25 protein-coding genes are annotated in these 24,038 nt (G+C 39.2%); 15 read left to right on the top strand and 10 right to left on the bottom strand.

All coding sequences use genetic code 11. The annotated features are described in order from the left end of the window. The first annotated feature begins 216 nt into the window (after window positions 1-216). Both ACI6PS_RS06730 and ACI6PS_RS06725 read left to right on the top strand, forming a co-directional pair. Window positions 217-2,574, top strand: a complete 2,358-nt coding sequence (locus tag ACI6PS_RS06730; protein ID WP_421011785.1) for a M20/M25/M40 family metallo-hydrolase — start codon at window positions 217-219, stop codon at window positions 2,572-2,574. Continuing rightward, window positions 2,561-3,364 (top strand): SDR family oxidoreductase, encoded by an 804-nt coding sequence (locus ACI6PS_RS06725; protein ID WP_421011784.1) that lies wholly within the window; start codon window positions 2,561-2,563, stop codon window positions 3,362-3,364. The genes ACI6PS_RS06730 and ACI6PS_RS06725 overlap by 14 nt, the downstream gene beginning before the upstream one ends. Here ACI6PS_RS06725 and ACI6PS_RS06720 read toward each other — a convergent pair. Further along, window positions 3,361-3,576, bottom strand: a complete 216-nt coding sequence (locus tag ACI6PS_RS06720; protein ID WP_421011783.1) for a hypothetical protein — start codon at window positions 3,574-3,576, stop codon at window positions 3,361-3,363. The genes ACI6PS_RS06725 and ACI6PS_RS06720 overlap by 4 nt on opposite strands. Before the next feature lie 80 nt (window positions 3,577-3,656). On the opposite strand from ACI6PS_RS06720, the gene ACI6PS_RS06715 reads away from it, so the two are divergent. From ACI6PS_RS06715 to ACI6PS_RS06705, 3 genes are all read left to right on the top strand, one after another. Continuing rightward, window positions 3,657-4,157 carry a response regulator gene (locus tag ACI6PS_RS06715; RefSeq protein WP_421011782.1) on the top strand — a complete coding sequence of 167 codons (501 nt, stop codon included), beginning with the start codon at window positions 3,657-3,659 and terminating at the stop codon, window positions 4,155-4,157. A 104-nt stretch (window positions 4,158-4,261) separates the two neighbouring features. Beyond that, window positions 4,262-5,218 carry a Fic family protein gene (locus ACI6PS_RS06710; RefSeq protein ID WP_421011847.1) on the top strand — a complete coding sequence of 319 codons (957 nt, stop codon included), beginning with the start codon at window positions 4,262-4,264 and terminating at the stop codon, window positions 5,216-5,218. A gap of 89 nt (window positions 5,219-5,307) precedes the next feature. Continuing rightward, on the top strand, window positions 5,308-6,189 hold the full coding sequence (locus ACI6PS_RS06705) for a hypothetical protein (RefSeq protein ID WP_421011781.1): 882 nt from the start codon (window positions 5,308-5,310) through the stop codon (window positions 6,187-6,189). A 186-nt stretch (window positions 6,190-6,375) separates the two neighbouring features. Here ACI6PS_RS06705 and ACI6PS_RS06700 read toward each other — a convergent pair whose 3' ends face one another. Beyond that, window positions 6,376-7,077: a hypothetical protein gene (locus ACI6PS_RS06700; RefSeq protein ID WP_421011780.1), complete on the bottom strand. Its 702-nt coding sequence runs from the start codon at window positions 7,075-7,077 to the stop codon at window positions 6,376-6,378. 572 nt (window positions 7,078-7,649) lie between these two features. Here ACI6PS_RS06700 and ACI6PS_RS06695 point away from each other — a divergent pair. The 8 genes from ACI6PS_RS06695 (at window position 7,650) to ACI6PS_RS06660 (ending at window position 11,413) form a co-directional block, all read left to right on the top strand. Then, entirely contained in the window at window positions 7,650-8,021 is a 372-nt protein-coding gene (locus ACI6PS_RS06695) for a helix-turn-helix domain-containing protein (protein WP_421011779.1), read from the top strand. Window positions 8,022-8,072: 51 nt separating this feature from the next. After that, window positions 8,073-8,243: a hypothetical protein gene (locus ACI6PS_RS06690; RefSeq protein WP_421011778.1), complete on the top strand. Its 171-nt coding sequence runs from the start codon at window positions 8,073-8,075 to the stop codon at window positions 8,241-8,243. Window positions 8,244-8,280: 37 nt separating this feature from the next. Continuing rightward, complete coding sequence (locus ACI6PS_RS06685) at window positions 8,281-8,826, top strand: HEPN family nuclease (RefSeq protein WP_421011777.1); 546 nt, start codon at window positions 8,281-8,283, stop codon at window positions 8,824-8,826. 8 nt (window positions 8,827-8,834) lie between these two features. Continuing rightward, window positions 8,835-9,305 (top strand): hypothetical protein, encoded by a 471-nt coding sequence (locus ACI6PS_RS06680; protein ID WP_421011776.1) that lies wholly within the window; start codon window positions 8,835-8,837, stop codon window positions 9,303-9,305. A gap of 130 nt (window positions 9,306-9,435) precedes the next feature. Next, complete coding sequence (locus ACI6PS_RS06675; protein WP_421011775.1) at window positions 9,436-9,852, top strand: hypothetical protein; 417 nt, start codon at window positions 9,436-9,438, stop codon at window positions 9,850-9,852. A 24-nt stretch (window positions 9,853-9,876) separates the two neighbouring features. Further along, window positions 9,877-10,326, top strand: coding sequence for a hypothetical protein (locus tag ACI6PS_RS06670; protein ID WP_421011774.1), 450 nt, complete (start codon window positions 9,877-9,879; stop codon window positions 10,324-10,326). Between the two features lie 102 nt (window positions 10,327-10,428). Then, complete coding sequence (locus ACI6PS_RS06665; RefSeq protein ID WP_421011773.1) at window positions 10,429-10,902, top strand: hypothetical protein; 474 nt, start codon at window positions 10,429-10,431, stop codon at window positions 10,900-10,902. 28 nt (window positions 10,903-10,930) lie between these two features. Continuing rightward, window positions 10,931-11,413, top strand: coding sequence for a DUF1572 domain-containing protein (locus ACI6PS_RS06660; protein ID WP_421011772.1), 483 nt, complete (start codon window positions 10,931-10,933; stop codon window positions 11,411-11,413). Between the two features lie 160 nt (window positions 11,414-11,573). Here ACI6PS_RS06660 and ACI6PS_RS06655 read toward each other — a convergent pair whose 3' ends face one another. Together ACI6PS_RS06655 and ACI6PS_RS06650 are read right to left on the bottom strand one after the other, a co-directional pair. Beyond that, the gene (locus tag ACI6PS_RS06655; protein WP_421011771.1) at window positions 11,574-12,617 is read right to left on the bottom strand and encodes an AMP-binding protein; all 1,044 of its coding nucleotides are present in this window, start codon (window positions 12,615-12,617) and stop codon (window positions 11,574-11,576) included. After that, window positions 12,610-13,524 carry a CPBP family intramembrane glutamic endopeptidase gene (locus tag ACI6PS_RS06650; RefSeq protein WP_421011770.1) on the bottom strand — a complete coding sequence of 305 codons (915 nt, stop codon included), beginning with the start codon at window positions 13,522-13,524 and terminating at the stop codon, window positions 12,610-12,612. The genes ACI6PS_RS06655 and ACI6PS_RS06650 overlap by 8 nt, the downstream gene beginning before the upstream one ends. A 90-nt stretch (window positions 13,525-13,614) precedes the next feature. Between ACI6PS_RS06650 and arsC the strand changes: the two genes are divergently transcribed. Both arsC and ACI6PS_RS06640 read left to right on the top strand, forming a co-directional pair. Next, window positions 13,615-13,956 (top strand): arsenate reductase (glutaredoxin), encoded by a 342-nt coding sequence (gene arsC / locus ACI6PS_RS06645; protein ID WP_421011769.1) that lies wholly within the window; start codon window positions 13,615-13,617, stop codon window positions 13,954-13,956. 96 nt (window positions 13,957-14,052) lie between these two features. Continuing rightward, window positions 14,053-16,518 carry a TonB-dependent receptor domain-containing protein gene (locus ACI6PS_RS06640; RefSeq protein WP_421011768.1) on the top strand — a complete coding sequence of 822 codons (2,466 nt, stop codon included), beginning with the start codon at window positions 14,053-14,055 and terminating at the stop codon, window positions 16,516-16,518. A 234-nt stretch (window positions 16,519-16,752) separates the two neighbouring features. Here the strand turns inward: ACI6PS_RS06640 and ACI6PS_RS06635 are convergent, their stop codons facing one another. The 6 genes from ACI6PS_RS06635 to ACI6PS_RS06610 all read right to left on the bottom strand — a co-directional run bounded on the left by ACI6PS_RS06635 (window position 16,753) and on the right by ACI6PS_RS06610 (window position 23,906). Then, window positions 16,753-18,858 carry a prolyl oligopeptidase family serine peptidase gene (locus ACI6PS_RS06635; RefSeq protein ID WP_421011767.1) on the bottom strand — a complete coding sequence of 702 codons (2,106 nt, stop codon included), beginning with the start codon at window positions 18,856-18,858 and terminating at the stop codon, window positions 16,753-16,755. A 48-nt stretch (window positions 18,859-18,906) separates the two neighbouring features. Beyond that, the gene (locus ACI6PS_RS06630; RefSeq protein WP_421011766.1) at window positions 18,907-19,266 is read right to left on the bottom strand and encodes a DoxX family membrane protein; all 360 of its coding nucleotides are present in this window, start codon (window positions 19,264-19,266) and stop codon (window positions 18,907-18,909) included. A 142-nt stretch (window positions 19,267-19,408) separates the two neighbouring features. Beyond that, the gene (locus ACI6PS_RS06625) at window positions 19,409-19,981 is read right to left on the bottom strand and encodes a type 1 periplasmic binding fold superfamily protein (RefSeq protein WP_421011765.1); all 573 of its coding nucleotides are present in this window, start codon (window positions 19,979-19,981) and stop codon (window positions 19,409-19,411) included. Window positions 19,982-20,001: 20 nt separating this feature from the next. Then, entirely contained in the window at window positions 20,002-22,389 is a 2,388-nt protein-coding gene (locus ACI6PS_RS06620) for a TonB-dependent receptor domain-containing protein (protein WP_421011764.1), read from the bottom strand. Between the two features lie 84 nt (window positions 22,390-22,473). After that, window positions 22,474-22,815 carry a hypothetical protein gene (locus ACI6PS_RS06615; protein ID WP_421011763.1) on the bottom strand — a complete coding sequence of 114 codons (342 nt, stop codon included), beginning with the start codon at window positions 22,813-22,815 and terminating at the stop codon, window positions 22,474-22,476. A gap of 101 nt (window positions 22,816-22,916) precedes the next feature. Next, window positions 22,917-23,906 (bottom strand): aspartate-semialdehyde dehydrogenase, encoded by a 990-nt coding sequence (locus ACI6PS_RS06610; RefSeq protein ID WP_421011762.1) that lies wholly within the window; start codon window positions 23,904-23,906, stop codon window positions 22,917-22,919. Window positions 23,907-24,038: the final 132 nt, after the last annotated feature.

Raw genomic sequence — 24,038 nt, 5'->3', positions numbered from 1 at the left:
GGCAATATCTTGATAAGAAACCGAATAACATTTTTGGTTTACTAAGAATTCTGTTTACCTTTAGCCTTTCATTCCTATATAGATAGCTGCGATAAGATGTTGGTGCCGAATGTTTCTCTTTTTTGATTTTTATCATGAAGGAAATGATATTCAAGGGGTCTATTTTGGATGAATCCAGTAAGTACACAAGATTTACCCCTACTAACCTCTTTTGAAATGAAAAACTTTTATTCTTCCTTTCTCTACGCTTTCTTCTTAGTTGCCATTACCTATTTTGTCTATTTTTTCACAATGCCTCAGATTGTTCCCGAAACCGAGGGCAGTTTATCAGAGTTTTCGACTAAAAGGGCTTTAAAAAAATTAGAAGACATTGCAAAAGAACCGCATTATGTAGGCTCAGAAAATCATAAAACCGTTGCCGAATACCTCGTAAAAGAATTGCAGGAATTAGGTCTGGAAACCAAAATCCAAGAAGGCTATACGTTTACCGAATGGGGAAATCTCGTAAAATGCAAGAACATCCTCGCCCGAATCAAAGGAAGCAACAATTCCAAAGCCCTGATGCTCTTGTCGCATTATGACAGCGCACCTCATTCTGCTTCTCTGGGCGCGAGCGACGACGGTTCGGGGATTGTGACCATCTTGGAAGGCCTACGTGCATTTCTACACAACAAAACCACACATAAAAACGATATTGTAGTGCTATTTTCAGATGCCGAAGAAGTAGGTCTCAACGGCGCCGCACTCTTTGTAACAGAACACCAGTGGGCAAAGGAAATTGGCTTGGTCATTAACTTTGAAGCCAGGGGAACTGCAGGTCCGTCGTATATGCTGATGGAAGTCAATGAAGGAAACGCCAATATGGTGGACGGTTTTACAGAAGCCAGTCCTAAATTTCCGGCTTCAAATTCCTTGATGTACAGCATCTATAAGATGCTTCCCAACGATACCGATCTTACCATCTTTAGAGAACGCGGACAAGTGCAAGGCTTTAATTTTGCGTTTATCGACGACCATTTCAACTACCATACCGCTCAGGACGATGTGCAGCATTTGAGCAAAAAAACACTCGAACATCAAGGGACTTACTTGATGCCTTTACTGAACTACTTTTCGAATGCCGACTTAAACACCCTCAATTCTACCGAAGACAAAGTCTATTTCAATACGCCTTTCAACTTTACTAGCTATCCTTTTTCATGGAATATTCCACTGGTTGTGGGAGCATTGGTATTGTTTTTAGGACTGACTTTTGTAGGCTTCGGAAAAAGGATCCTTAACGGAAGAGACATTGCCAAAGGCTTCCTGCTTTTCTTTACCTCCCTGATCGCCGTTGGCGGTATCATCTTCTTGGGATGGCGTATCATTCTTGCAATTTATCCAGAATATACCGAAATCCTCCACGGCTTTACCTATAACGGACATTCCTATATTGGTGCATTCATGTTCCTCACACTTGCCATCGTGTTTTTCGTGTATCGGAAATTTATCCCCGAAAACCATTTGATGAGCTATTCTATTGCGCCGTTGTTTTTATGGATTGCACTCAATTTTGCCTTGGCCTTTGCCCTTCCCGGTGCCGGATTTTTTGTCCTTCCGGTCTTTGGATCATTGCTCATGCTCGGCTATTATGTCCTGACGCAAAGAACAAACAACCTTCTCTATATCATTTTTGCCATTCCCGCCATTGCCATCTACGTGCCATTTGTCACGATGTTTCCGGTTGGTTTAGGGCTGAAAATGCTTGCTGGAAGCGCCCTGCTGTTGACACTCGTTTTCGGATTGTTGCTGCCTATTCTGGGTTCGTTTGGCAAAAAAGGAACGTGGGCGCTAATAATGCTCCTCGTTTCCATTGGGTTCTTGGTAGATGCCCATATCCACTCGGGATTTGAGGCAGGAAAAGCGAAACCAAACAGCCTTTTGTACATCTATGATGCTGAGGAAGACAAGGCAAACTGGGCTACCTATGACAACCATCTGGATACCTGGACAAAGAATTACCTGGGCGAAAATCCACAATCAGCGGTATCATTGAATAAGAATGCGCTTTTCAGCAAATACAACTCAGGCTTTACCCTGATGGCTCCGGCTCCAGTAAAAGACGTACCGCAACCTACGATTACTTTCCTGCGCGACAGCATTATCGGCAACCAGCGCCACTTGAAAATCAGGATTTCGCCTAACAGAAAAGTAAGCCGCTATGACATCTTTGCCAATGAAGGCCTCGTGATCCACAACCTGAGAACCAATAACGCAAAACTCCTCGGGCAGGAAGGCTCTGCCCATCCTCGAAACGGAAAACGAATCGTGAGCTATTATGTAACCGATAACGAACCACTCCAACTGCAGTTCAGCATCAACAAGGTTTCGCCTCTGGATATGGAACTTATGGAAGCCTCTTTTGACTTGCTCGAAAATCCATTGTTCAGTATTCCGAAACGGCCGGCTTCGATGATGCCAAAACCGTTTGTACTGAACGATGCCATCGTTATAAAACAGAAGATAAAGCCATCGCCAAAACCACTAACCATTCCCGAATCGGATATAATACCTCTTGCAGATGACACAAATTAGCCTACTCGGTTGTGGCTGGCTCGGTTTTCCATTGGCCAAGAAATTGCTGCAACATGGTTTTTCCGTAAAGGGTTCGACCACCTCAGCAAACAAGCTTGTATTATTGGAGGAAGCCAAAATAGAACCTTTCCTAATTTCGCTTAAAGCGGAAGAAACACAGGGCGACATAACCGGATTTCTGGAAAATTCGTCTGTACTGATAGTTGACATTCCGCCGAAACTGCGTGGTGTTAAAAAGGAAAACTTTGTCGCCAAGATCGAAAATCTTATCCCTCACATTGAACAATCGGGTATAGAAAACGTGCTGTTTATCAGTTCGACTTCGGTGTATAATGACGATGAAGAACACGTTACCGAAGCCACGATTCCGAATCCCGACACCGAGTCGGGACAGCAATTATTGGCAACCGAAAAACTTTTGCAAGGCAACACCTCCTTTCAAACTACTGTCCTTCGCTTTGGTGGCTTGATTGGCGAAGACCGCCATCCTATAAAATCCCTTGCCGGCAGAAAGGACGTTGAGAATCCGGATGCCCCCATCAACATGATCCATCAGGACGACTGCATCGGCATCATCTTGAAGATTATCGAAACCCGCTCCTGGGGCGAGACCTTCAATGCTGTTGCACCCTTCCACCCTACCCGAAAGGACTATTATATAGACAAGGCTATTGATCTTGCATTGGCACCGCCCACCTTTAACCACGAGAAACCATCGGTTGGGAAGGTAGTAGATTCCTCTAAAATTGCGGAAGTCTTGGGATATTCCTTCACGAAGTTGGATTTTTAGTCGGTTGTAGCCATTAGCCACAGATGCACCGATTTTATATTTATTAAAACATCCTTGTACATCCACGGATGCAACGGATTTAAAATAATCTGTGAATCTGTGGCAAGCAATGATTTTAAACCATCCGCGGAAAAATCCGTGTAATCCGTGAAATCTGTGGCAAAAGCATCTACACACACCTTATAACATTCTCCAAAAATTCCATAACCCATAGCTTCCTGCAAATTGAGAAATTTGGCACCGTATTGAACAGACCATTTCAGTACGCCCAAATCATATCAAACACTAGCACATGCAAACCTCAAAAAAGCCTTATATCATCCTGACCGATGACGACCTGGACGATCTTTTATTGTTTCAAATTGCCCTTAAGGACATCAGCAAGGACTATACCCTCGCCTACTTCCAAAACGGACAGCTGTTGCTGGACCATCTAAAGGAAACCGACCATCTGCCGCACTGCCTCTTTCTCGATCAGAACATGCCGATCAAGGGCGGATTGGAAACCTTACAGGAAATCCGCAGGGAACCAAGGTTTGCAAGCCTGCCGATTGCGATTTATTCGACCTCAAACGAAAAAGCTAGCATTACGAACACCCTGGCGAACGGTGCCAATCTGTACATCACCAAACCGTCGGACATCAAGCAACTAAAGGAATTATTGCAACAGATTCTGGACATCGACTGGCAATGCCCTGCTACAGGAGCCTTTGACGGACTGGAACAAAACGTGGTCCTGCCGGGAATGGATTCCCTGAGCGGACTTATGAACCAGAGAGTGGCTTTTGCTTAAGTTGGAAGAGGAAAGAAGAAAGAAGAAAGAGGAAACAAGAAATAGAAAAGATGGAGAGTACATAAAAAATCATATCTTTGATAGCATCAAATGATAGCATCAATATGAAACCTCCTTACGAGTTAAATGCAAACATATTAGAATTGATCTCTTCGATAGCTGAAATGATTGGAGAAGTGAATGCAAATTTTCTCAACAAACAATCGCCTACTCTACGCAAACAGAACAAGATCAAGACCATCCAATCCTCTCTTCAAATAGAAGGAAATACTTTGAGCGAAGAGCAGATTACGGCACTTATAGAAAATAAAAAAGTAATCGGTCCGCAGAAGGACATCTTAGAAGTATTGAACGCTATTAAAGTTTACGACAACCTTCAATCCTTCAAATCTACTTCTGAAAAGGATTTTTTGAGCGCACACAAAATACTAATGCAAAGCCTCATTGAACAGCCTGGAAAGTATAGAACCAAAGGCGTAGGAATTGTAAAAGGATCGGAAGTGGCACACGTTGCTCCGCCTGCGGCAAACGTAGCTTTCGTGATGAAAGACTTGTTTGGATATTTAAAATCCAATGAACTGCATTTGATTAAGAGTTGTGTTTTTCATTATGAGATGGAATTCATCCACCCGTTTATGGACGGCAACGGAAGAATGGGAAGGCTGTGGCAAACCATTATCCTGATGGAAAAATATCCTTTCTTTGAGTTCCTGCCTTTTGAAACACTTATCAGCAAAAATCAAAAGGACTACTACTCTGTTTTGGCAGTATGCGACAAGGCCGGAAATTCGACACTATTCATTGAGTATATGCTCGGCATCATCAAAAGAGCCTTGAGCGAACTCTTGTCCTTTAATAACAGGACGATGAAGGAAATAGATCGGATTGAATATTTTCTAAACCTTTCGTCTGAAGAATTTTCAAGGAAAGACTATATGAATGTTTTCAAGGACATCTCTACCGCAACAGCTTCCAGAGACTTAAAAAAAGCAGTAGCACTAAATCTTATTTCTAAACAAGGCGAAAACAATAAAACGTTGTATAAAAAGGTAGATTTTTGAAGAAAGAAGAAAGAAGAAAGAGCAAAGATGGAGATGTCTAAAAAATTCTATCTTTGATAGCATCAAATGATAGCATCAAATAAAAACAAATGAAAAAAATTATACCAAACCTAATCGCGCTACTCTTCATCTGCGGCTCCTGCCAGTTCAACCAGTCGGTCAGTAAAGATTTAATAACCGGAGCCTATTCCAGGGCCGACGGTATTGGGAGTGATGATGTGGTCATGGAAATTAACGGAAAGGCCGAGACAAGAAATGAATTTTTTTATGGCGAGAAAATCAATTTTGTCTTCAACAATGTGACTGGATTAACGACTGTTGACGGCAAAACCTATCCCGGATTGGCCATATACATTATAGGCAACGAAAAAGACACCCTTTTTTCTGAACCTGACGTGCTGAAAAATTTAAACGACGGAACAGAACTTTCCCCACTTCAATTACACTCCAATTTCGTAACGGCCTTGCCCAATAAAAACAACGAAAAATACAAGGCCATCGTTATCATATCCGATAAAAAGGGAGATGGAAAACACACCTTTGAACTTCCTTTTACGATAAAAGAAAACAAAGTGCTTAAGATAAAAAACAAGGATTTTGCCTATTCCAACATCTATTTATGGGACGAAACCACCAAGCAAGTTGTGATAGCCGATACAGCCGATTCAAGCCACCAACTGATGCTGATATTGGAAGGCGTAGAAGGTTTTAAAATAATAGACGGCAAGGCTTTTGCACTCTTTTCATTGGAAATTACGGACGCTAACGGTAACAAAATTCTCTCCTCCCCTAATATGTTTTCAAACTATGAAACAACGGGAATGTCTCCTGAAGATTTAAAAAAGCAAGTAATTGCACGAATGAATTTCACCGGTGGACGAATCAACAATCCTTATAAAATAACATCCAAATTAAAAGACAAGAATTCCGAAAAGGAAATCGAAGTAACAACAGCACTATACTTGGAGTAGATTGTAGATTTTAGATTGCAGATTTTAGATTGTAGATTGTAGACTTTCGCATATTCCCTGTTCCCTGTTCCCTGTTCCCTGTTCCCTTTTGCCTCTTGCCTCTTGCCTCTTGCCTCTTGCCTATTCCCTAAAAAACACCATAAAAGCGGGGTTTTCTTTTATGGCTGCATTTAGATAGATACCCTATTACTCTACCCAAATTTTAATTGGAGCGATGGTTTCGCCCTCGTTTCTCACCATCAGGAAAGTGCCCGATGGAGCAAGATTTTTGGCCAAACGCGAGCGCGTTTCTCCCGGAAAAAGGGCCACTTCTGTTGAGCCTGCCTCGGTATTTTTTGCCGAAAGGCTAAAGAAAACCACATCAGTACCGGTGTTGCGAAGCGTGAAAAGCGTCTTGCCCTCATAAGGCGCTGCAAACACTTCCTGCACTGCCTTTGGCGCTACCTCGGCCGTTGCCGTTGGCTGTTTTACCGGTCCGTTCACGTCTATGGCTCTTGCCAGGATGTAGAGTTCATACAATGCCGGGTTGTTTACTTCAAAACTACGCATCAAGATGTCTAGCCTGGTGCTGAAATGATCCTTTATTTCGCCAATAATTTTCACGACCTGCTTGTTGTCTACCTTGCGCTGGTCGATGGCCAAGCTCGGACTCGATACTGCACTTGCAAAAACCGTCAATGCCTTTTCTAGATTCAACACATCAATTTCCTTCGCGCCATACACTGCCAATTCTGACATCAAGGGTTTTGCAAGCCCAAAGATGATGGTTCCCTGCGTGATGAGCTCTTCCTCCGAAAATTTATACCAAGAGCTCGATAAAGTATCGGCGCGCTTTAGCAGTTCTACATTCTCGGTTACCACCGCATGGGCACTCAGGGCATTAGACACCTGCTTGCCATACGTTTCGAGGGCTGCCCTCGTGTTCGACTTGTTTATCGTAACCCCTGTCAGGTCGGCACGCCCTCCAGTGTCTGCCTTGATGAGCGCCGCAATTTGCTCATCGAGGCGGTTAAACGAATTTTCTACCGCAGGGATGCTGTTGAGCTCCACGGCGTTGTTTACCCCAAAGTTCTTTACCTTCAAGGTCATCCCAAAAAACGATTCATTTTCTTTGTTCATAAAATCTTATTTAAAATTTAGATGTTAAAGTATAAAACTTTAGTATTTCGCCCAATATGTGATGCTTTTTTCTTTCAAAAAACCACCTTTCGAGAAGTCCAGAAGCCTTTTCACTCTAGAGAATAAAGCTAAGCATCTAGAGAATAATGCCCAACAGCTAGAGAATGGAGATATACCTCTAGAGAATGAATGCAGGCATCTAGAGAATGAATGTAAATATCTAGAGAATGATGCTCAAGATATAGAGAATGGATATAGGCATCTAGAGAATGATGTTCTATCTCTAGAGAATGTAGCAAATCATAAAGAAATTGATTATCTTTATCAAAAAAAGCAACAGCATGAAAAAGCACAAACGAACAAGCGTAAAGGTTCCAAAAAGCAGTATTGTCCTGAACCTGGAACCTATCATGACCCTTAGAAACGTGAAGTATCCCTCTGCCTTCCTCGTAAAGCTGGGGCTCAACCAAGGCTCGGTGAGCAAGATGCTCAAGGGGGAGGCAGTACAGCTGAATTTTCAGCAGCTGACCCTGATGTGCGTGCACCTGAACTGCACCCCGAATGATTTGTTTTCGCTCCGCGAAATGAAGGTTCCCGCCACGCACGCCCTTACGGCCCTACCGGTCTATGCACCAAAGGAAAAGGAAACCACCGTAACGGAATGGCTGGCTGGGAAAAGTGTGGAAGAGGTTAGGGAGTTGATGGGGAAGTAGTTATATTTGGGGGAAACGATATGGTATCAGACTTATACAACACTTTTGAGTGTGATATATCTAATAACATCAGACAATAAACAATTTGGCTCGGCTTCGCCGACAACCGGGAAACCATTGTTGCTTCCGCACGACGTTTCCCCAACTGCCGCCTTTGACGCATTCCGAAAAGGAATGAAAAACTCCTTTCGGAACGACGACAAAGCCGAGAGGTCATTATAGCCAATAGTTGGTAGCAACCTTGACAAAAAATCGCAATATGGGAGAAATTAAAAATGAAATTTTTGACGTTGAGTTCATTACAAGAACAAAAAAAGTAATTTCAGCTTATAAAGGAACTTACAATATTACTCTATTGCTTAATTGTCTTTTGGGATTAATCGTTTTGCCTTCAGAATATTATAATAGGCGAGCAAAAACTTTTTTCAATACTGAAATTGCCAACATACCAGAATTAAATGGTTTGTTGAATAATGGTACTTTCAATCCTACTAAACGAAAAAAGGATCAATGGGTTCAAGACAAACATACTTTTAAAAACCTCATTAAAAAAGTACGAAATGCGGTTTCTCATCAACAAATCCAATGTGTTGGAAATAATGGAAAATGGGAAAGCGTTACTTTACAAGATATAAATTCTTTTAACCAAAATAACATAGAACTTGAAGTAACTTGGACAACAAAAGAGTTGAGAAAGTTTGCTTTATTTGTAGCTGACACTTATTTGAATGAAATTGAAAAAGAAAAAATTAAGGCAACCGCTATTAGACGTTTGGCGCAATCCATAAACGAACCTTTTGAATAAAACTAAAGATGCTAAAAACAACGAACCTGTCGAGTGAATTTGAAAATGAAATCGCAGAATACGCTATTGAATTATTAAAGGATAATTTTGGTAATACACTTGAAATATTTATTGGACATAGATGGATTGATGATGCAGTAAATATTGAATTTACTTTCAATGATATTCGATATTCAATTAAAGTTTATAAAGAAGATAATTTAATTGTATGCGGTGTACAGGCGTATAAATACAAAGGCATAACTTATGAAGATGATAATTTATTTTTATTAACTGGAGAACGGAATACATTATCGGCTTCAAAAGAATGTATTAACGGATTTATTAAAAGTGTAGTGAGTGATAAGTATTTTTACGTTAAACATATTTTATCCAAGTTGACTGACTTGAATGAACTTGTTGATTTAAAAGAGGCTGAACAAAAAAAGTTCGTTGAAAGTACAATAAGGTTCTTACAAAATGGAAAACCGGATGAATAGCGCAAACCCCGCTCTGCGAAGTCTCCCGACTTCGCACAAAAAATGAATTAAAAAATGCTTCGAAGTCGGGAGACTTTGAAGAGCCAGAGAGCATCAGCGGTTTTGCATCACAACAAAAAATCAAAACACTATGAGCAAATCAGTAGCAGAAAAGTTAGGGATAAAGGAAGGAATGAGTGCGTTTTTTGTAAATGCACCGGAGGATTTTGCGGTTGTTGCAGGACTGCCTGCTGTTGCTTTGAAAGCTAAACTGGTTGGTGAATTGGATTATATCCATTTGTTTGTGGTGACGCAGAAGGCTTTTCATGATGTGTTTCCAAAATTAAAAGCACATTTGAAGCCCCAGGGATTTCTTTGGGTTTCGTGGCCCAAATCGGGACAGAAGGAAACGGATTTGAACATCAAAAAGGTCATCGAGCTGGGCTATGATTATGGCTTGGTGGAGAGCAAGGCTATTAGTATTGATGGTGTTTGGTCGGCCTTGAAGTTTACGCACCCCAAGGAGGGGAAGGTTTATAATAACAGCTATGGAACGCTTAAAGAGTGAGGTTAAAATGACACTATACTTTAAATGAACAAAAACGAATTTAAAGGCGAGCGAATCGCTATCATTATCTTAAGCCTTCTGCTTTTTCTGGCGTCGCTCACACAGTCTATCTACAGCAACGGTAGTTATCCCGAGGAAAAATTTTATGGTTTTATGGCCCTGTTGCTGGGATGGGCGGATATATTTGGTGCTGGAATTTCTTGGATGGCCAATCCTTTTCTGTTTCTATGCTGGGTTTTCCTGTTGAGCAATACGATTAGAAATGCTATGGTTTCGGGCTTTTTGGCCGTATGCTTTTCGTTGAGCTTTTTACTTTTCAGTACCATTTATAAGGATGAAGCTGGCAACAAAGGCCCTATTGTAGCGCGCGAAATCGGCTATTGGTTGTGGGTTTCAGGTTGCATACTCTCCTTTATAGGTTCTTTGAATTTATTTCAGAAAATAAAGGAGCAACAAAAAAAACGGCAAGCTTAAAATCCTTGCCGTTTTTTTATGGAATGCTTTTAATTATTATATTGGGCTCGTTTTTTAGCATTGCAATGAACGAAAATGAGTTAGAACTTAAAAAGAAAAGCTATGAAGTACAGACAAAAACTTTTAGAACTGATGTTGGAGGGAACCGATGAAGAAATGATGGCTTGGCTCGAGGCACAACCGTTGTTGGAACAGCCCGACATATTAAGGGAAGTGAAACAAATAGCCGAAGAAGCTGCTAAAAAAAACGGCGACGATCTGAATGAAATGCTAGAGGGATTTGAAAATTTTGATGGCATAATAGACAATTATGAAGACAAGATCCTTGATGAGAAATTAGCCGAAGCGCAATACGTCATGGCTTTGGAGAAACAAGAAAAGGTGGCCAAAAAAATGTTTGAGCAAGTTGAGGGAATGAAAGAATATGCGATTGAGTGTATCCTCACTAATGCTGACAATGCTGCAGAGATGAGAGAACTTGCAAAACTTGTCATCAAATTTGAGGTTGATGCTGGAATTTACAACAAGGAGGATTGGAAAGGGATTGATGGTCTTTCTCCGGATGAAATTCTATAATTTTAGGACATAAAAAGTACTGAATCAGATGAAAAAAACCAACATTATAGCCAACCGTTTTAGAGAAGTTATCTTGAATGGGACTTGGATAGCCAATACAAATTATAAAGACCAATTGGCCAATATGGATTGGGAAACGGCAACTACCCAAATCGCTTCCTTGAATACCATCGCTGTCTTGGCACAGCATATTCATTACTACATCAACGGGATCAACAATGTTTTTGAAGGCGGCACGCTGGACATCAAGGACATGTTTAGTTTTGACTTCCCTCCTATTGCCTCGCAGGGAGAATGGGAGGATTTCCTGAACAGATTCTGGAATGATTCTGAAGCATTTGCAGAATGGATTGAACAAATGGAAGAAGAGAAACTAGACGAGAATTTTGTAGACGAGAAATATGGAACTTACCTACGAAACATCGATGCAATGATTGAACACAGTTATTATCACCTGGGGCAAATTGTACTGATTAAAAAAATGGTACTGCACCAAAACACTCCTTCATAACTTTAGCATTTACAGAACTGGGATTGGAACCTCAACGTTTTGAAAAAACTCAATAGACAATGGCATTCTAAGTCAATCGACCATTGCTTTATAAAAAAAACTGCAAGCTTCAAGGCTTGCAGTTTTTTTTGTAGTATGCTTTGAGAATATTTCTGAAAGCTTATAGCAACGAATCTTTTCTTATGATTTTTCCGTTCCCGGTTTCTTTAAATTGCGGAATGAAAACAACTTCTTTTGGTTTTTCATACTTGTCCAATTTATCAAAAAGAGTGGCCGGTAGATCATATTTTTCACCTTCAATCGCAAGGATTAATTTCTCTCCCAGATCGGCATCTGGAACTCCGGCAATAAAGAATCTTTTGTCGGCTATGAGTTTAGAAAGCTTCTCTTCGATTTTTTCCGGACTGAATTTTATACCGCCACTGTTGATCACATTGTCTAATCTTCCCAAGAACGTAAATTCAGTTTCGGAAATTAAATCAACCAAGTCATTGGTGACTATTGGTTCTTCAGAAATATTTGGGGCGTGAATAACCAGGCAATCCCTGTCGTCTTTTTCAATCGTGACATTCGGCAGGACTTTGAAGCTTTTTTCGCCAACACTTTTTGCAGCAATATGAGAGACGGTTTCGGTCATTCCGTAGGTTTCAAAAGACTTAGTAGGCAGCTTTAGGAGTTTTTCTTCCAAAGCAGTATTGATTTTTGCTCCGCCAACGATTAGTTTTTTTACCAGATGCAATTCTCCCAATGAATTTTGAGCCTGAAGCGGTACCATTGCGGAGAAATCATATAAAACATCATTGTTTTTGAGCGGTCTTGAACTTGGCGCCACAAACTCCATATCCAGACCGAGTATAAAACTTCGAACAAACATCAGTTTTCCTGCCACATATTTTACGGGAAGGCAGTTCAAGACTTTATCGCCTGGACTCAAATCAAAAAAATCTCCTGTGGCAAGAGACGAGTTGACCATTGCTTGCTTCTTTACGCGAATCAATTTTGGAATTCCGGTGCTTCCAGAAGTTTGCATTTCGATGTAATCTTTATCGTCAAACCAATCGAGTATAAAATCTCCGACAGGTTTTTCAAAAGCTTCGCCTTCTTTTATAAAGCTATACGCCACACGGCAAAGATCATCACGATCCAAATGAAAGCCGTTGAGCTTGAATTTATTGTGAACATCACGGTAGGTTGGGTTATACATGCTCGGTTGTATTAGTTAGGTTATTGTTTATGGATCCGGTTAGTTTTTCTTTCCACCCCGTCCAATTGTACTTCTTACTAAAGATAAATAAAAGAATCGGGAATACTACAACCACTGGTAAAATTACGTCAAAGCCAGCACTTGGTTCTGAAAGGTCTTTTAAGATGGAATGCGTTTGAAATGCCGACCAATCGGAGGTAATTAGTAAAGCTCCGATTAGATTATTCGCCGCGTGAAATCCTAATGCCAATTCCAGTCCTTCGTCCATCAGGGTTAAAATTCCCAAGAAAAAACCAGTTCCGATATAGTAAACCATGATGATATAGCCCATTTTGCCTACTTCTGGATTGGCAATGTGCATTACACCAAACAGGATCGATGTAATCAGGAAAGGCCACAGCCTGCTTTTGGTTGCCACACCAATTCCTTGCATCAGATAGCCTCTGAAAAAATATTCTTCGAAGCTTGTTTGCAACGGAATAAGCAAGATTGCCAAAATTAAAAACGTAAAAAAAGGAACGGGCTGAAAATTCACTTGATACTTTTCCGGACTAGAAAAATAGGCCAAAGAAACCATTGCAATTGTGATTGTTGCCCATAGTGAAAAAGAAAACAAGATTCTGCCCCAATCAACTTTTGGCCTAGAGGTTGTAAGGCTTCGGATGCTTTGCTGATGTAAAACTTTTACCCAAAAGAGAAGAAACAAACAGGCAAATGATAAAGGACCGACAAGTAAGACAAAAGCGAGATTTACACCAATTTGATCAATTAAATCATGAATCACCTTCTCTGTATCCATTCCTTGACTACTGATGTAATTGGCGATCATCAGAAACATAAATCCCAACGGAATAGGCAGATAAAGAATGAAATTGAATTTCTTGTTGTTCATTTGTTCTATAAACATAGCTTGTAATTTTTAACGGGGTTTGTTAGTCCGAATTTAATCCTTATTTCTCAATTCATTTCTATTACTTTGTAAAAAAATAAATTTTATATGATACAAATATTGCACAATCCACGATGTGGTAAATCCAGAGAAGGTCTGGCTATCTTGGAAGAATCGGGAAAAGAGTTTGAAGTGATTAAATACTTGGAAAACAGTCCGTCAAAGAAAGAACTGAAAGATATCATCAAGAAATTAAATGTAGAGCCTTTGAAATTAGTCCGTCAGAATGAAACTATTTGGAAGGAAAATTTTAAAAATAAAGATTTATCCGATGAAGAAATCATCGATGCAATGGTTGCAAATCCAATTTTAATTGAAAGGCCAATCGTGATAAACGGAAATAAAGCCATCATCGGGAGACCACCTGTGGAAATCAGCACGATAATTTAGAACAGTTCAATTGATGTTTTAACAAACCTTTGTGAAATCGAGCTTAAACCAAAAGGTACTTTTGCAGTCTTATCCCGATAATTAAAATTTCAATTGATGAAAAATTTTCAGCGCGCATTAACTTTACTGCTTTTAATGATCTCTTTTTTAGGCTTTTCGCAAGAAAGACCTCAAGCTAAAAAAGTAAAAGTAACAGGAAAAGTTATTGACAAAGTGACCAATCAGCCGTTAGAATACACTACCGTAACTTTTCAGAATACTAAAAATCCAAGTGACATAGCTGGAGGAATTACCGATGCAAAAGGGGAATTTCAATTTGAAATCAATGCAGGAGTTTATGATGTAAAGGTTGAATTTATTTCGTTCAAAGTAATTGAAATGAAACAACGAAGCCTTCTTAAAGATACTAATCTTGGGAGTTTTGCCTTGGTAGAAGATGCTACCATGCTGAATGCCGTTGAGGTTCGTCAGGAAGTTTCTACCGTAAGTATGAAGCTCGATAAAAAAGTGTACAACGTTGGGCAAGACATGATTGTAAAGGGCGGAACCGTAAGCGATGTGCTAGACAACGTGCCTTCCGTTTCTGTTGATGCCGATGGTACGGTAAGTCTTCGTGGAAACGAAAGCGTGAGAATTTTAATTGACGGCCGACCTTCAAACGCCATCAATATGGCAGAGGCTTTACGCCAAATTCCCGCAGATGTAATCGATAAGGTAGAAATTATTACCAATCCATCTGCAAGATATGATGCCGAAGGTGGTGCTGGTATCATCAATATTTTGCTTAAAAAAGGTAAAAATCAAGGAATAAACGGTGTGGTAACAGCAACTGTTGGAGATCCCGAAACTTATGGTATTACAGGAACAGTTAACTTCAAGAATGAAAACATTAACTTTTTTACTACGCAAGGTTATAATTATAGAACGAGCCCTGGAAATTCCATGACCGATACTGAATATCTGAACCCGAATGCTCAATATCGATTTATCGATGAAAGAAGAAATAACGAAAGAGTTAGGGAAGGTTATAACGGAAGCTTTGGATTTGATTGGTTTCTAACCGAAACGACAACATGGTCCAATACTTTTTCTTACCGTAGCGATTCTGGAAACAATCCCGATAATACGGTTTTCTATAATTATGACACAAACAGGAACTTGATTTCTACAAGAAACCGTTTGAACAATCAAGTTTCGAATGGTGAAAACGTAGAATATTCTACAAATTTTATCAAGAAATTTAAAAAGGACGGACATCAATTGACGTTTGACGGAAATGTTTCTTTGAATACAGATGACGACAGCGCTTCTATTTTTGACAGCGTAAATACAGACGAAAGAACCTTCAATAACCAAAAGCAAACCACAACACAGCTCCAAGCAGATTATGTTTTGCCCATAAAAGAAAACAGCCGTTTCGAAGCGGGTTACCGTGGAAGCTTTACTGAGAACATAGTGAAATTTCAGTCGGATTCATTGAATGTTGCTACAAATCGATATGATACTAATTTTGACCTTTCAAATGATTTTGAATACAAGGAAAATGTAAATGCTTTGTATGCTCAATTTGGTTCAAAAATCAGCAAGTTTTCTTATTTGTTCGGACTTCGTTGGGAAGATTCAAAAATCAATGTAAACCAATTGTCAACAGATGATTACAATACAAAAAAATACAACAATTTTTTCCCAAGTGCTTTCTTTACTTATGAAATTTCAGATGAAACCAACATCTCGTTAAGCTACAGCCGAAGAATTCAAAGACCAAGAGGAAGATTCTTGAATCCTTTCCAAAATAGATCTAGTGATATTAATGTATTTCAAGGAAATCCAGACCTCGATCCAGCAATGACTGATGCATTTGATTTTGGATACTTGAAAAAATGGAAGAAAGTCACATTGAGCACATCAGCCTATTTCAATAGAACAAAAGATGTTTTTCAATTTGTTAAAAGAGAAAACGGAGAATTTTCTAATGGAATCCCGGTTGTTTTAAGTGGTCCTATCAACTTGGCTGAAGAAAGAAGATTTGGTTTCGAGTTTACCTTAAACTACAATCCATTCAAATGGTGGAGGCTGAACAGTAATTTCAACTTCTTTAGCAATGAAACCATGGGTGAATACAGTTATTTGAGAACCGTAAACAACGTACAGCAAACGGAAGTTGTAGATTTGGCTAATACTGCAACAGGATGGTTTGCAAGAGTAAATTCTAAAGTAACGTTGCCATACAAAATAGAGTGGCAACTAAACGGTACTTACAACGCGCCACAAAGGAATTTCCAAGGAAAAAGCTTAGGCGTTTTATCTGCTAACATGGCCTTGAGTAAAGACATCCTGAAAGAAAAGGCAACGATTTCTCTAAATGTTAGTGATATCTTCAATTCAAGAAAAAGAATTAATGAAACAAATATCGTTAATACGCTGAACTCTTATAGCGAAATGCAATGGAGAGAAAGACAAATCAATCTTTCGTTTACTTACAGATTCAACAAAAAGAAAAATGAAAAAGAAAGACAACCAAGACGTGAAGGTGGCGATGAAGGAGAATATATGGGAGGCTAATTATTAATTAAAAGGTTATTTAATTCGCATGTTAAAAGGTCAGAAGCAATTCTGGCCTTTTGTATTTTAATGCTTTCCAATAAATAGTATGATTTTACAGAGAAATGGTCAACTTAACCTAACAAAGAGATTGATTTTAAATGTATGATTTGTCCCTACCTAAGGATACGAATAGAAAATAAAAAAGCATCCGTCATAATTGGCGGATGCTTTCGTTTTGGAGCAAAAATGGGCTTATATTTTATTAGGCAATTCTTTGAATCCCATATTATAAAGTGTAAATGCTTGGATGTCTACAATCTCTTCGATTGTTTTGGAAACTGGTTTTCCAGCTCCGTGACCTGCATTGGTTTCGATTCTGATTAGAACAGGATTTGGACCCGTTTGTTTGTCTTGCAATTCGGCTGCAAATTTAAAACTGTGTGCTGGAACCACACGGTCGTCATGATCTCCAGTTGTTATTAAGGTTGCTGGGTATTTAACGCCTGCTTTTACATTATGAACGGGAGAATAGCCTTTTAAATAGTCGAACATTTCTTTAGAATCTTCGGCAGTTCCGTAATCATAAGCCCATCCAGCACCGGCTGTAAAGGTATGGTAACGCAACATATCCAATACTCCAACGGCTGGCAAAGCTACTTTCATCAAGTCTGGACGTTGCGTCATTACTGCTCCAACCAGCAAACCACCGTTTGATCCTCCGCGAACGGCCAAGAAATCAGAAGAGGTATATTTTTGAGCAATCAAATATTCGCCTGCAGCGATGAAATCGTCAAAAACGTTTTGTTTTTTCAATTGTGTTCCTGCATCGTGCCACTCTTTTCCGTATTCGCCACCACCGCGTAGATTCGCAACAGCGTAAATACCACCTTGCTCCAACCAAACCGCATTTGAAACGCTGAAAGATGGTGTAAGGCTCACGTTGAAACCACCATAAGCATAAAGAATGGTTGGATTTTTACCGTCCAGTTTCAAACCTTTTTTGTGGGTAATGATCATTGGAACCTTTGTTCCGTCTTTTGAAGTATAAAATACTTGCTTGCTCTCGTAATTGGCAGAATTGAAATCAACCTTAGGCTTTTCGTATTCTTTTGAAGTACCTGTTTTTGGGTCAAACGAATAAATAGTTCCCGGAGTGGTGTAGTTGGTAAACGAATAATACAATACTTTTTCGTCCTTTTTACCTCCAAAACCACCTGCAGAACCTACGCCTGGAAGTTTGACTTCTCTTACCAATTTTCCATTATAATCGTATTGCATTATCTGTGTAACAGCATCTTTCATATATTGGGCGAAAATATAACCGCTACCAGTGTTTGCTGAAAGCACGTTTTTAGTTTCTGGAATAAAATCCTTCCAGTTTTCTGGAGTTGGATTAGAAGCATCAACAGTAACTACCTTTTGGTTAGGAGCATTTCTGTTGGTGATGATGTATAATTTTGAACCTACATTTTCGATGATGCTGTTGTCGGTTTCAAAATTATCTACAATCGTTACAATCTTGCTGTCTGGTTTTGTCAAATCTTTGATGTACAATTCGTTTCCAGAAGTAGATGTAGAAGCAGAAATAATCAAATAGCGGTTGTCCTCTGTAACACCACCACCAACGTATCTTCTTTTTTCCTTATCGCCAAAAATTACCTTATCTGATTTTTGAGGCGTTCCCAATTTATGGAAATACAACTTATGCTGATCTGTTTTTGCCGAAAGCTGGCTTCCTTCAGGTTTGTCGTAGCTTGAATAGTAGAAACCTTCGTTTTTGTACCACGAAATACCACTGAATTTTACATCTACGATTTCTGTTTCCAGTTTTTTCTTGGTCACAGCATCAAGGATCGTGATTTTGTTCCAATCGCTTCCTGCTTCCGAAACTGCATAAGCCATTAAAGAACCATCTTCAGTAAACGACATACTTGCCAAAGAAGTAGAACCATCTGCAGAAAAAGTATTAGGGTCTAGGAAAACTTCCTCTTTGCCATTTTTGTCTTTTCTGTATAAAACAGATTGGTTTTGAAGTCCGTTGTTTTTATAGTAATACGTATAATTTCCTCTTTTTGATGGAGCTGAAATTTTTTCGTAATTCCATAGCTTTTCCATTCTTTCCTTCAAGCTTTTTCTGAAGGGAATTTTTTCAAGATAATTGAAGGTTACTTCATTCTCGGCTTTTACCCAAGATGCTGTTTCAGCCGATTTATCATCTTCAAGCCAACGGTATGGGTCATGAATAGTGGTTCCGAAATAAGAATTATCCACTACTTTTTTTTCAGTCTTAGGATAATTGATTTGTCCAAATGTGGTCATAGAAGAAGTTACAACCAATGTTAAAAGTACTTTTTTCATTGATGAAAGTTTTGGTTTTGACAAAAATAACAAAACCATTGTTAGAGATTAGTTAAATAGCGGTTTATATTGTGACCAATGTTTATAAATCAAAATTCCATTTAAAACTGCGATTACTATGGCAGGGATAATTCCAGCAAAGTCCAAATAGATATGAAAAAGTAGAATATTGATGGCAATTGGCGCTAATAATATCAAGGCAAATGCGATCCATTTTTTTGCCAAAAGCATCGCTCCGATAACAATTTCTAGAACGGCTACAACAGGAAAGATGTAATCTACTCGTCCAAATGATTCGATCAAATCGCCTGCAGGAGTAGGAATAAATCCGAATAGTTTGTTGAGTCCCGATACTAGAAGAATCACTCCAAGAAAAATTCTTACGATTTTAGTAAACATTGAATTCATAATAAAATATTTAAAGGATTATTAATTTTATAAATTTAACAATAAATTTGTAAACTATTGATAATTAATTGCATGAAAATTGGAGTAATAAAAAAAAACCGTTCCCAGAGAAACGGTTTTTCTATATTGTCAATTAATTCAATTATTGAACAATTACAGGAAATGTAACTTGAATATCTGTTTCGCCACCAGCATTTGTAATATCTCCTGATGCAACATTTGCTCCCGCTTTATTCGGCTCGTGTCTTAGGATTACGGTTAAATTTCCAGATTGGGTATTGGCCGAAGCTGTAAATTTAAACGACAAACCAATTGGGTCTCCATTTTCGTCTTGGTCAGCATAGGCGAATGTTCCTGACAAACCTCCCGTTGCGTTGAAAAAGAATTGGTGGTCATCTCCTTCTTCTAATACTTCAAGAGAAATGTTGTCGGCAGGATTGGTCAATTCATTCAATAAGGAAACGGTTCCATTATAAGTTGTCAATGCTACGACGCTACCAGTTGAAGTGATTACGGGTGCATTCGGACCGTCTCCATCCAGATCTCTTGAGGTTAAAACAACTGGAATTCCTCCTCCTTCAGGCGTAAGTGTTACCGTTACGGTTGTAATTACTTCCTCTTCGTTTACAGGTAGGCTTGCGTTATCGTCGTTACTGCAAGAATTGAAAGAAAGCAATGCGATTAAAGCGAATGGTACTAATTTAAGGGTTTTCATTTTTTGTAAATTTTAAATTTTTAATAATTGAATTTTAATTGAACCGTGAAATTCCGCCCCATATCGTCCACATAAAAACGGGTACGGTTGAGGTAATCTCGGTAGTTCGTGTTGAAAATGTTTTGGATATTGAATCCGATTGTAATCTTAGATTTTTCAAAAGTCGCAAAGCTCATTTCAGAACTGAAATGCAATTGATTGTAGCCTTTTGGAGGCCGGCTGATGGCAACTAAAGTCGGAACAAATTCCCCATCCACCGGAACATCGACGATAAAATCATTGTCAGGAAAGCGTTTTTGGGTAAAAACCAATTCACTTTTTAGCCCCAAAATCAGATTATTCCAGTTTTGTTTCCTGAATTGAATTTCGTTGTTCCAATTAACAGGAGGCATGTCTATCAAGGCTTCCTTGCTGTCTTGGTCTTCTCCATAAACGTAGGCAAATGTTGAATGGTAGTTGAGGTTTTTTGCAAAATCATAATCTGCACTGACATCAATCCCCATCATTCTGGCGTTTACTTGACGGTAGTCCCAAACAGGGAAAGCACCTCTGTTGGATTGTTCCAAACCTGTTGGTTCAAGCAAGGTGAAATCATTGATGAGGTTTAAATAAGGATTAACTTCGAAAGCAAATTTATCGGAAGAGTAAGCGAAAGCAGTCGAAATTTTAACAGCCTTCTCTTTCTCCAATCGCAAATCTCCCAATTCGATCTGTCCTGTAGAATGATGCAATCCGTCGCTGAACAGTTCCGATGGATTCGGACTTCTGCTTGCCAGACTCAGATTGGAAAACCATTTCAACTTCGGATTGATTTGATATTTTGTCCCGATGCTTCCCGACAAATTATGATAGGTAAAAACAGGATTGGTTTTCCATTGTGTTCCAAAATCTCCGATGATGATGTCTGAAAAATCAGCATCATAATTCCGCTCGTTCCATCTGGATTTAAGATAGAACTTCGTGGCATCGATTCGGCTGAAATCATAACGAAAGCCGGTTTCTAATTCTAATTTTTCACCCATGGCAAATGTGCCAATGCCGTAAACACCCGCTTCATATTTGTCATAATCAGGAATCAAAGGACGAACGCCTGTATCAATATCGGCAACATTGTTCTGATAAACCCCACTGATTCCAAATTTATATTTTGAAATTTCACTCGAAGAGGTTTCCAAATCAACAAGCATGGAATGTGTCGATAGTGACAAATCCAGAGAAGGTTTGTTTTTTGCAACGCCTCTTCGTATGTCGTATTCCAGACGATTGTTCAACTGAAAAGCATATTGAAAGGTCAGTTTTCCAAAGTTTGAAAATGTCTGGTAATAGTTTAGTTTGCCTAAATAATGTTGCACTTCCTGCTTTGGAGCATTGATATTATACGTGAAATCATTAATTGTACTTGGCCTTCCGTTGTCGATGGCGTTCACCAAATCGGCAATGTTTCCAGTATGCGATGCCCTTAAAATTCCGATGGTTGCATTGTAATAACTGAAAAAAGCGGAATAGCCTGAGCTTTCACCTTTATAACCCAATCCGGCAGAGAAATTCTTTTCACGGTTTCCGGTGTTGGAAAGTACGTAATCGGGTGCTTCAACATCGCCAAGATATTTAAAAGTGCCTTGCAGATTCCAGTTCCAACCCGATTGATAGCCTTTGAAAAGCGATGAAGAAATACTTCCACCTCGACCGTTTGAAGCACCGTTCAGGATGGTTTTTCCGTAAAGCGTATCTTTCACAGGCAAAGGCAAAGGCTCAATAATCACAACGCCAGCAATTGCATCACCACCGTATTGCAATCCCGAAGCACCTTTTATGACCGAAACTTTTCCGGCTGTATTGATGTCGAGATTTGGTGCGTGTTCCAATCCCCATTGTTGGTCTTCCAAACGAACATTGTTGTTGATGATCAAAACCCGACTGCTGTGTAAACCATTGATGACAGGCTTTACAATCGTATTTCCAGTTTTCAACGAAGATACACCGCTGATTTCCTTCAACGCATCACCCAGACTGCCACTGCTGTATTTTTCGAGCTGCGCAATCTTGAGTTCTTTCCTGTCGGATGTCGCGTTGGTCTTGATGTTTTTGTCCTTTACAACAACATTAGAAAGAGCAGAAATATCTTCCTTCAATTTGATGTTCAGTACGGCATCATTAGTCACATTCAAAAGCGTGTCAACCGTTTTGTATCCAATATAGGAAACCACGATACGATTTTGGCCGGAAGGCAAATCAATCGAAAAAGTTCCAATAGGATTGCTGACAGCAAAGTGCTGACCTGCATGAATGTGAGCTCCATCAAGCGGTTCGTTTTTTTGGCTTGTAATTTTCCCGCTGACTGTATTCTGGGAATATACAAGCGATTGATTTCCAATAAATAGGAAAACAAGAGCAATGAAATAGCGCATTGGTTTTTGAAAAATCTAAAATGATAATTAGGACTGATTTTCAGCAGAAAACCGTCCGAGAAAGAGCAAAATGCTCAAAATTAATTAGCAATTAGATTGAGGCGGACCTCGAAGTGAAGATTGGCTTCCTGAAAAAAAGGAAGGGGTTTCATTGTAAAAAAAGCTATAAGCAATAGCTTCAAAAGATTGCTTGAATTGAAAAGATGTGAATTCAGTTCCGACGAAACTACTGAAGGTAAATTCGCAGACAAAACATTTTTCGTGGTTATGGTCGTTTGCGTGAACGTCCTTTTTGGAAGAATCAAGATGCGTGAACGTAGCTTTATCCTCTAAAATGTGCTCATAAGAATGCAGTGATTGGAACAGTATTGCGAACAATACGGTAACCATCAAGGACAGATTTATTATGGCAAATTTTTTCTTCATCAAACGCAAAGGTAATATGGTAATAAAAGAATCCGTTTTATTTTAACATTTTTATAAATGCTAGAAATAAAACGGATTTGAAAATATTTTTTTAATTGATTTTATACCAATTTATTCGCAACTAAATATTCAGCAATTTGAATAGTGTTTGTAGCCGCTCCTTTTCTTAAATTATCCGCCACAATCCACATGTTTAAAGTATTCGGTTGACTTTCGTCGCGACGAATTCTTCCCACAAAAACTTCATCTTTTCCTTGTGCATATTTTGGCATCGGATACGTGTAAGTATCCGTGTTATCTTGAACCACAACGCCATCGGTTTCATGCAAAATCTGACGAACATCGTTCACATCAAAGTCATTCGAAAACTCAACATTCACCGCTTCGCTATGACCTCCAACGATTGGAACCCTAACGGCAGTTGCGGTAACAGCAATCGTTTTATCGCCCAAAATTTTCTGGGTTTCACGAACCAGTTTCATTTCTTCCTTTGTGTAGCCGTTGTCTTCAAAAACGTCACATTGTGGAATTGCATTTCGGTGGATTGGATATTTGTAAGCCATTTCGCCTTGAACTCCTGCATATTCGTTTTCCAATTGCTGAACGGCTTTCACACCAGTTCCGGTAATCGATTGGTAAGTGGAGACAATGATTCTCTTTATGTTGTATTTTCTGTGTAATGGTGCTAAAGTCAAAACCATCTGAATCGTCGAGCAGTTTGGATTAGCAATGATCTTGTCGTCTTTTGTCAATTCTGAAGCATTGATTTCAGGAACAATTAATTTCTTATCAGCGTGCATTCTCCAAGCCGAAGAATTATCAATGACAGTTGTTCCCGCTTCCGCAAATTTTGGAGCCCATTCCAAAGAAGTTTCTCCACCAGCCGAAAATAAAGCGATATCAGCTTTCATATCAACTGCCGTTTGCAAACCAACCACCTTATATTTTTTTCCGTTGAATTCGATTTCCTTTCCAACTGATTTCTCAGAAGCAACTGGAATCAATTCAGTTACAGGAAAATTTCTTTTTGCTAAAACCTCAAGCATTACTTCGCCAACCATTCCGGTAGCACCAACGACAGCAACTTTCATATTGTATATTTATTAAAGTAAAAGAGTTATTTTTTTGATGGTACAAAAGTAGATAATAAAACAATTGAAAAAACGAATTTAAAATATATAACAAATTGTTTTAAAAATTTACAAAAAGAAGAACCACGCCTT

The sequence above is a fragment of the Flavobacterium sp. PLA-1-15 genome (genome assembly GCF_049060005.1).
Taxonomy (GTDB): domain Bacteria; phylum Bacteroidota; class Bacteroidia; order Flavobacteriales; family Flavobacteriaceae; genus Flavobacterium.
Note: the sequence above shows the minus strand (reverse complement) of the source record. Positions and strands in the feature narration are given on the sequence as shown.

Bases quoted from the DNA above. Each gene is read 5' to 3' on its own strand.
- ACI6PS_RS06725 (WP_421011784.1), top strand. From the start codon at position 2,561: ATGACACAAATTAGCCTACTCGGTTGTGGCTGGCTCGGTTTTCCATTG.
- ACI6PS_RS06655 (WP_421011771.1), bottom strand. From the start codon at position 12,617: ATGTATAACCCAACCTACCGTGATGTTCACAATAAATTCAAGCTCAAC.
- ACI6PS_RS06635 (WP_421011767.1), bottom strand. From the start codon at position 18,858: ATGAAAAAAGTACTTTTAACATTGGTTGTAACTTCTTCTATGACCACA.
- ACI6PS_RS06705 (WP_421011781.1), top strand. From the start codon at position 5,308: ATGAAAAAAATTATACCAAACCTAATCGCGCTACTCTTCATCTGCGGC.
- ACI6PS_RS06675 (WP_421011775.1), top strand. From the start codon at position 9,436: ATGAGCAAATCAGTAGCAGAAAAGTTAGGGATAAAGGAAGGAATGAGT.
- ACI6PS_RS06650 (WP_421011770.1), bottom strand. From the start codon at position 13,524: ATGTTTATAGAACAAATGAACAACAAGAAATTCAATTTCATTCTTTAT.
- ACI6PS_RS06670 (WP_421011774.1), top strand. From the start codon at position 9,877: ATGAACAAAAACGAATTTAAAGGCGAGCGAATCGCTATCATTATCTTA.
- ACI6PS_RS06715 (WP_421011782.1), top strand. From the start codon at position 3,657: ATGCAAACCTCAAAAAAGCCTTATATCATCCTGACCGATGACGACCTG.
- ACI6PS_RS06680 (WP_421011776.1), top strand. From the start codon at position 8,835: ATGCTAAAAACAACGAACCTGTCGAGTGAATTTGAAAATGAAATCGCA.
- ACI6PS_RS06730 (WP_421011785.1), top strand. From the start codon at position 217: ATGAAAAACTTTTATTCTTCCTTTCTCTACGCTTTCTTCTTAGTTGCC.
- arsC (WP_421011769.1), top strand. From the start codon at position 13,615: ATGATACAAATATTGCACAATCCACGATGTGGTAAATCCAGAGAAGGT.
- ACI6PS_RS06695 (WP_421011779.1), top strand. From the start codon at position 7,650: ATGAAAAAGCACAAACGAACAAGCGTAAAGGTTCCAAAAAGCAGTATT.
- ACI6PS_RS06660 (WP_421011772.1), top strand. From the start codon at position 10,931: ATGAAAAAAACCAACATTATAGCCAACCGTTTTAGAGAAGTTATCTTG.
- ACI6PS_RS06625 (WP_421011765.1), bottom strand. From the start codon at position 19,981: ATGAAAACCCTTAAATTAGTACCATTCGCTTTAATCGCATTGCTTTCT.
- ACI6PS_RS06620 (WP_421011764.1), bottom strand. From the start codon at position 22,389: ATGCGCTATTTCATTGCTCTTGTTTTCCTATTTATTGGAAATCAATCG.
- ACI6PS_RS06665 (WP_421011773.1), top strand. From the start codon at position 10,429: ATGAAGTACAGACAAAAACTTTTAGAACTGATGTTGGAGGGAACCGAT.
- ACI6PS_RS06615 (WP_421011763.1), bottom strand. From the start codon at position 22,815: ATGAAGAAAAAATTTGCCATAATAAATCTGTCCTTGATGGTTACCGTA.
- ACI6PS_RS06685 (WP_421011777.1), top strand. From the start codon at position 8,281: ATGGGAGAAATTAAAAATGAAATTTTTGACGTTGAGTTCATTACAAGA.
- ACI6PS_RS06710 (WP_421011847.1), top strand. From the start codon at position 4,262: ATGAAACCTCCTTACGAGTTAAATGCAAACATATTAGAATTGATCTCT.
- ACI6PS_RS06720 (WP_421011783.1), bottom strand. From the start codon at position 3,576: ATGGGTTATGGAATTTTTGGAGAATGTTATAAGGTGTGTGTAGATGCT.
- ACI6PS_RS06640 (WP_421011768.1), top strand. From the start codon at position 14,053: ATGAAAAATTTTCAGCGCGCATTAACTTTACTGCTTTTAATGATCTCT.
- ACI6PS_RS06630 (WP_421011766.1), bottom strand. From the start codon at position 19,266: ATGAATTCAATGTTTACTAAAATCGTAAGAATTTTTCTTGGAGTGATT.
- ACI6PS_RS06610 (WP_421011762.1), bottom strand. From the start codon at position 23,906: ATGAAAGTTGCTGTCGTTGGTGCTACCGGAATGGTTGGCGAAGTAATG.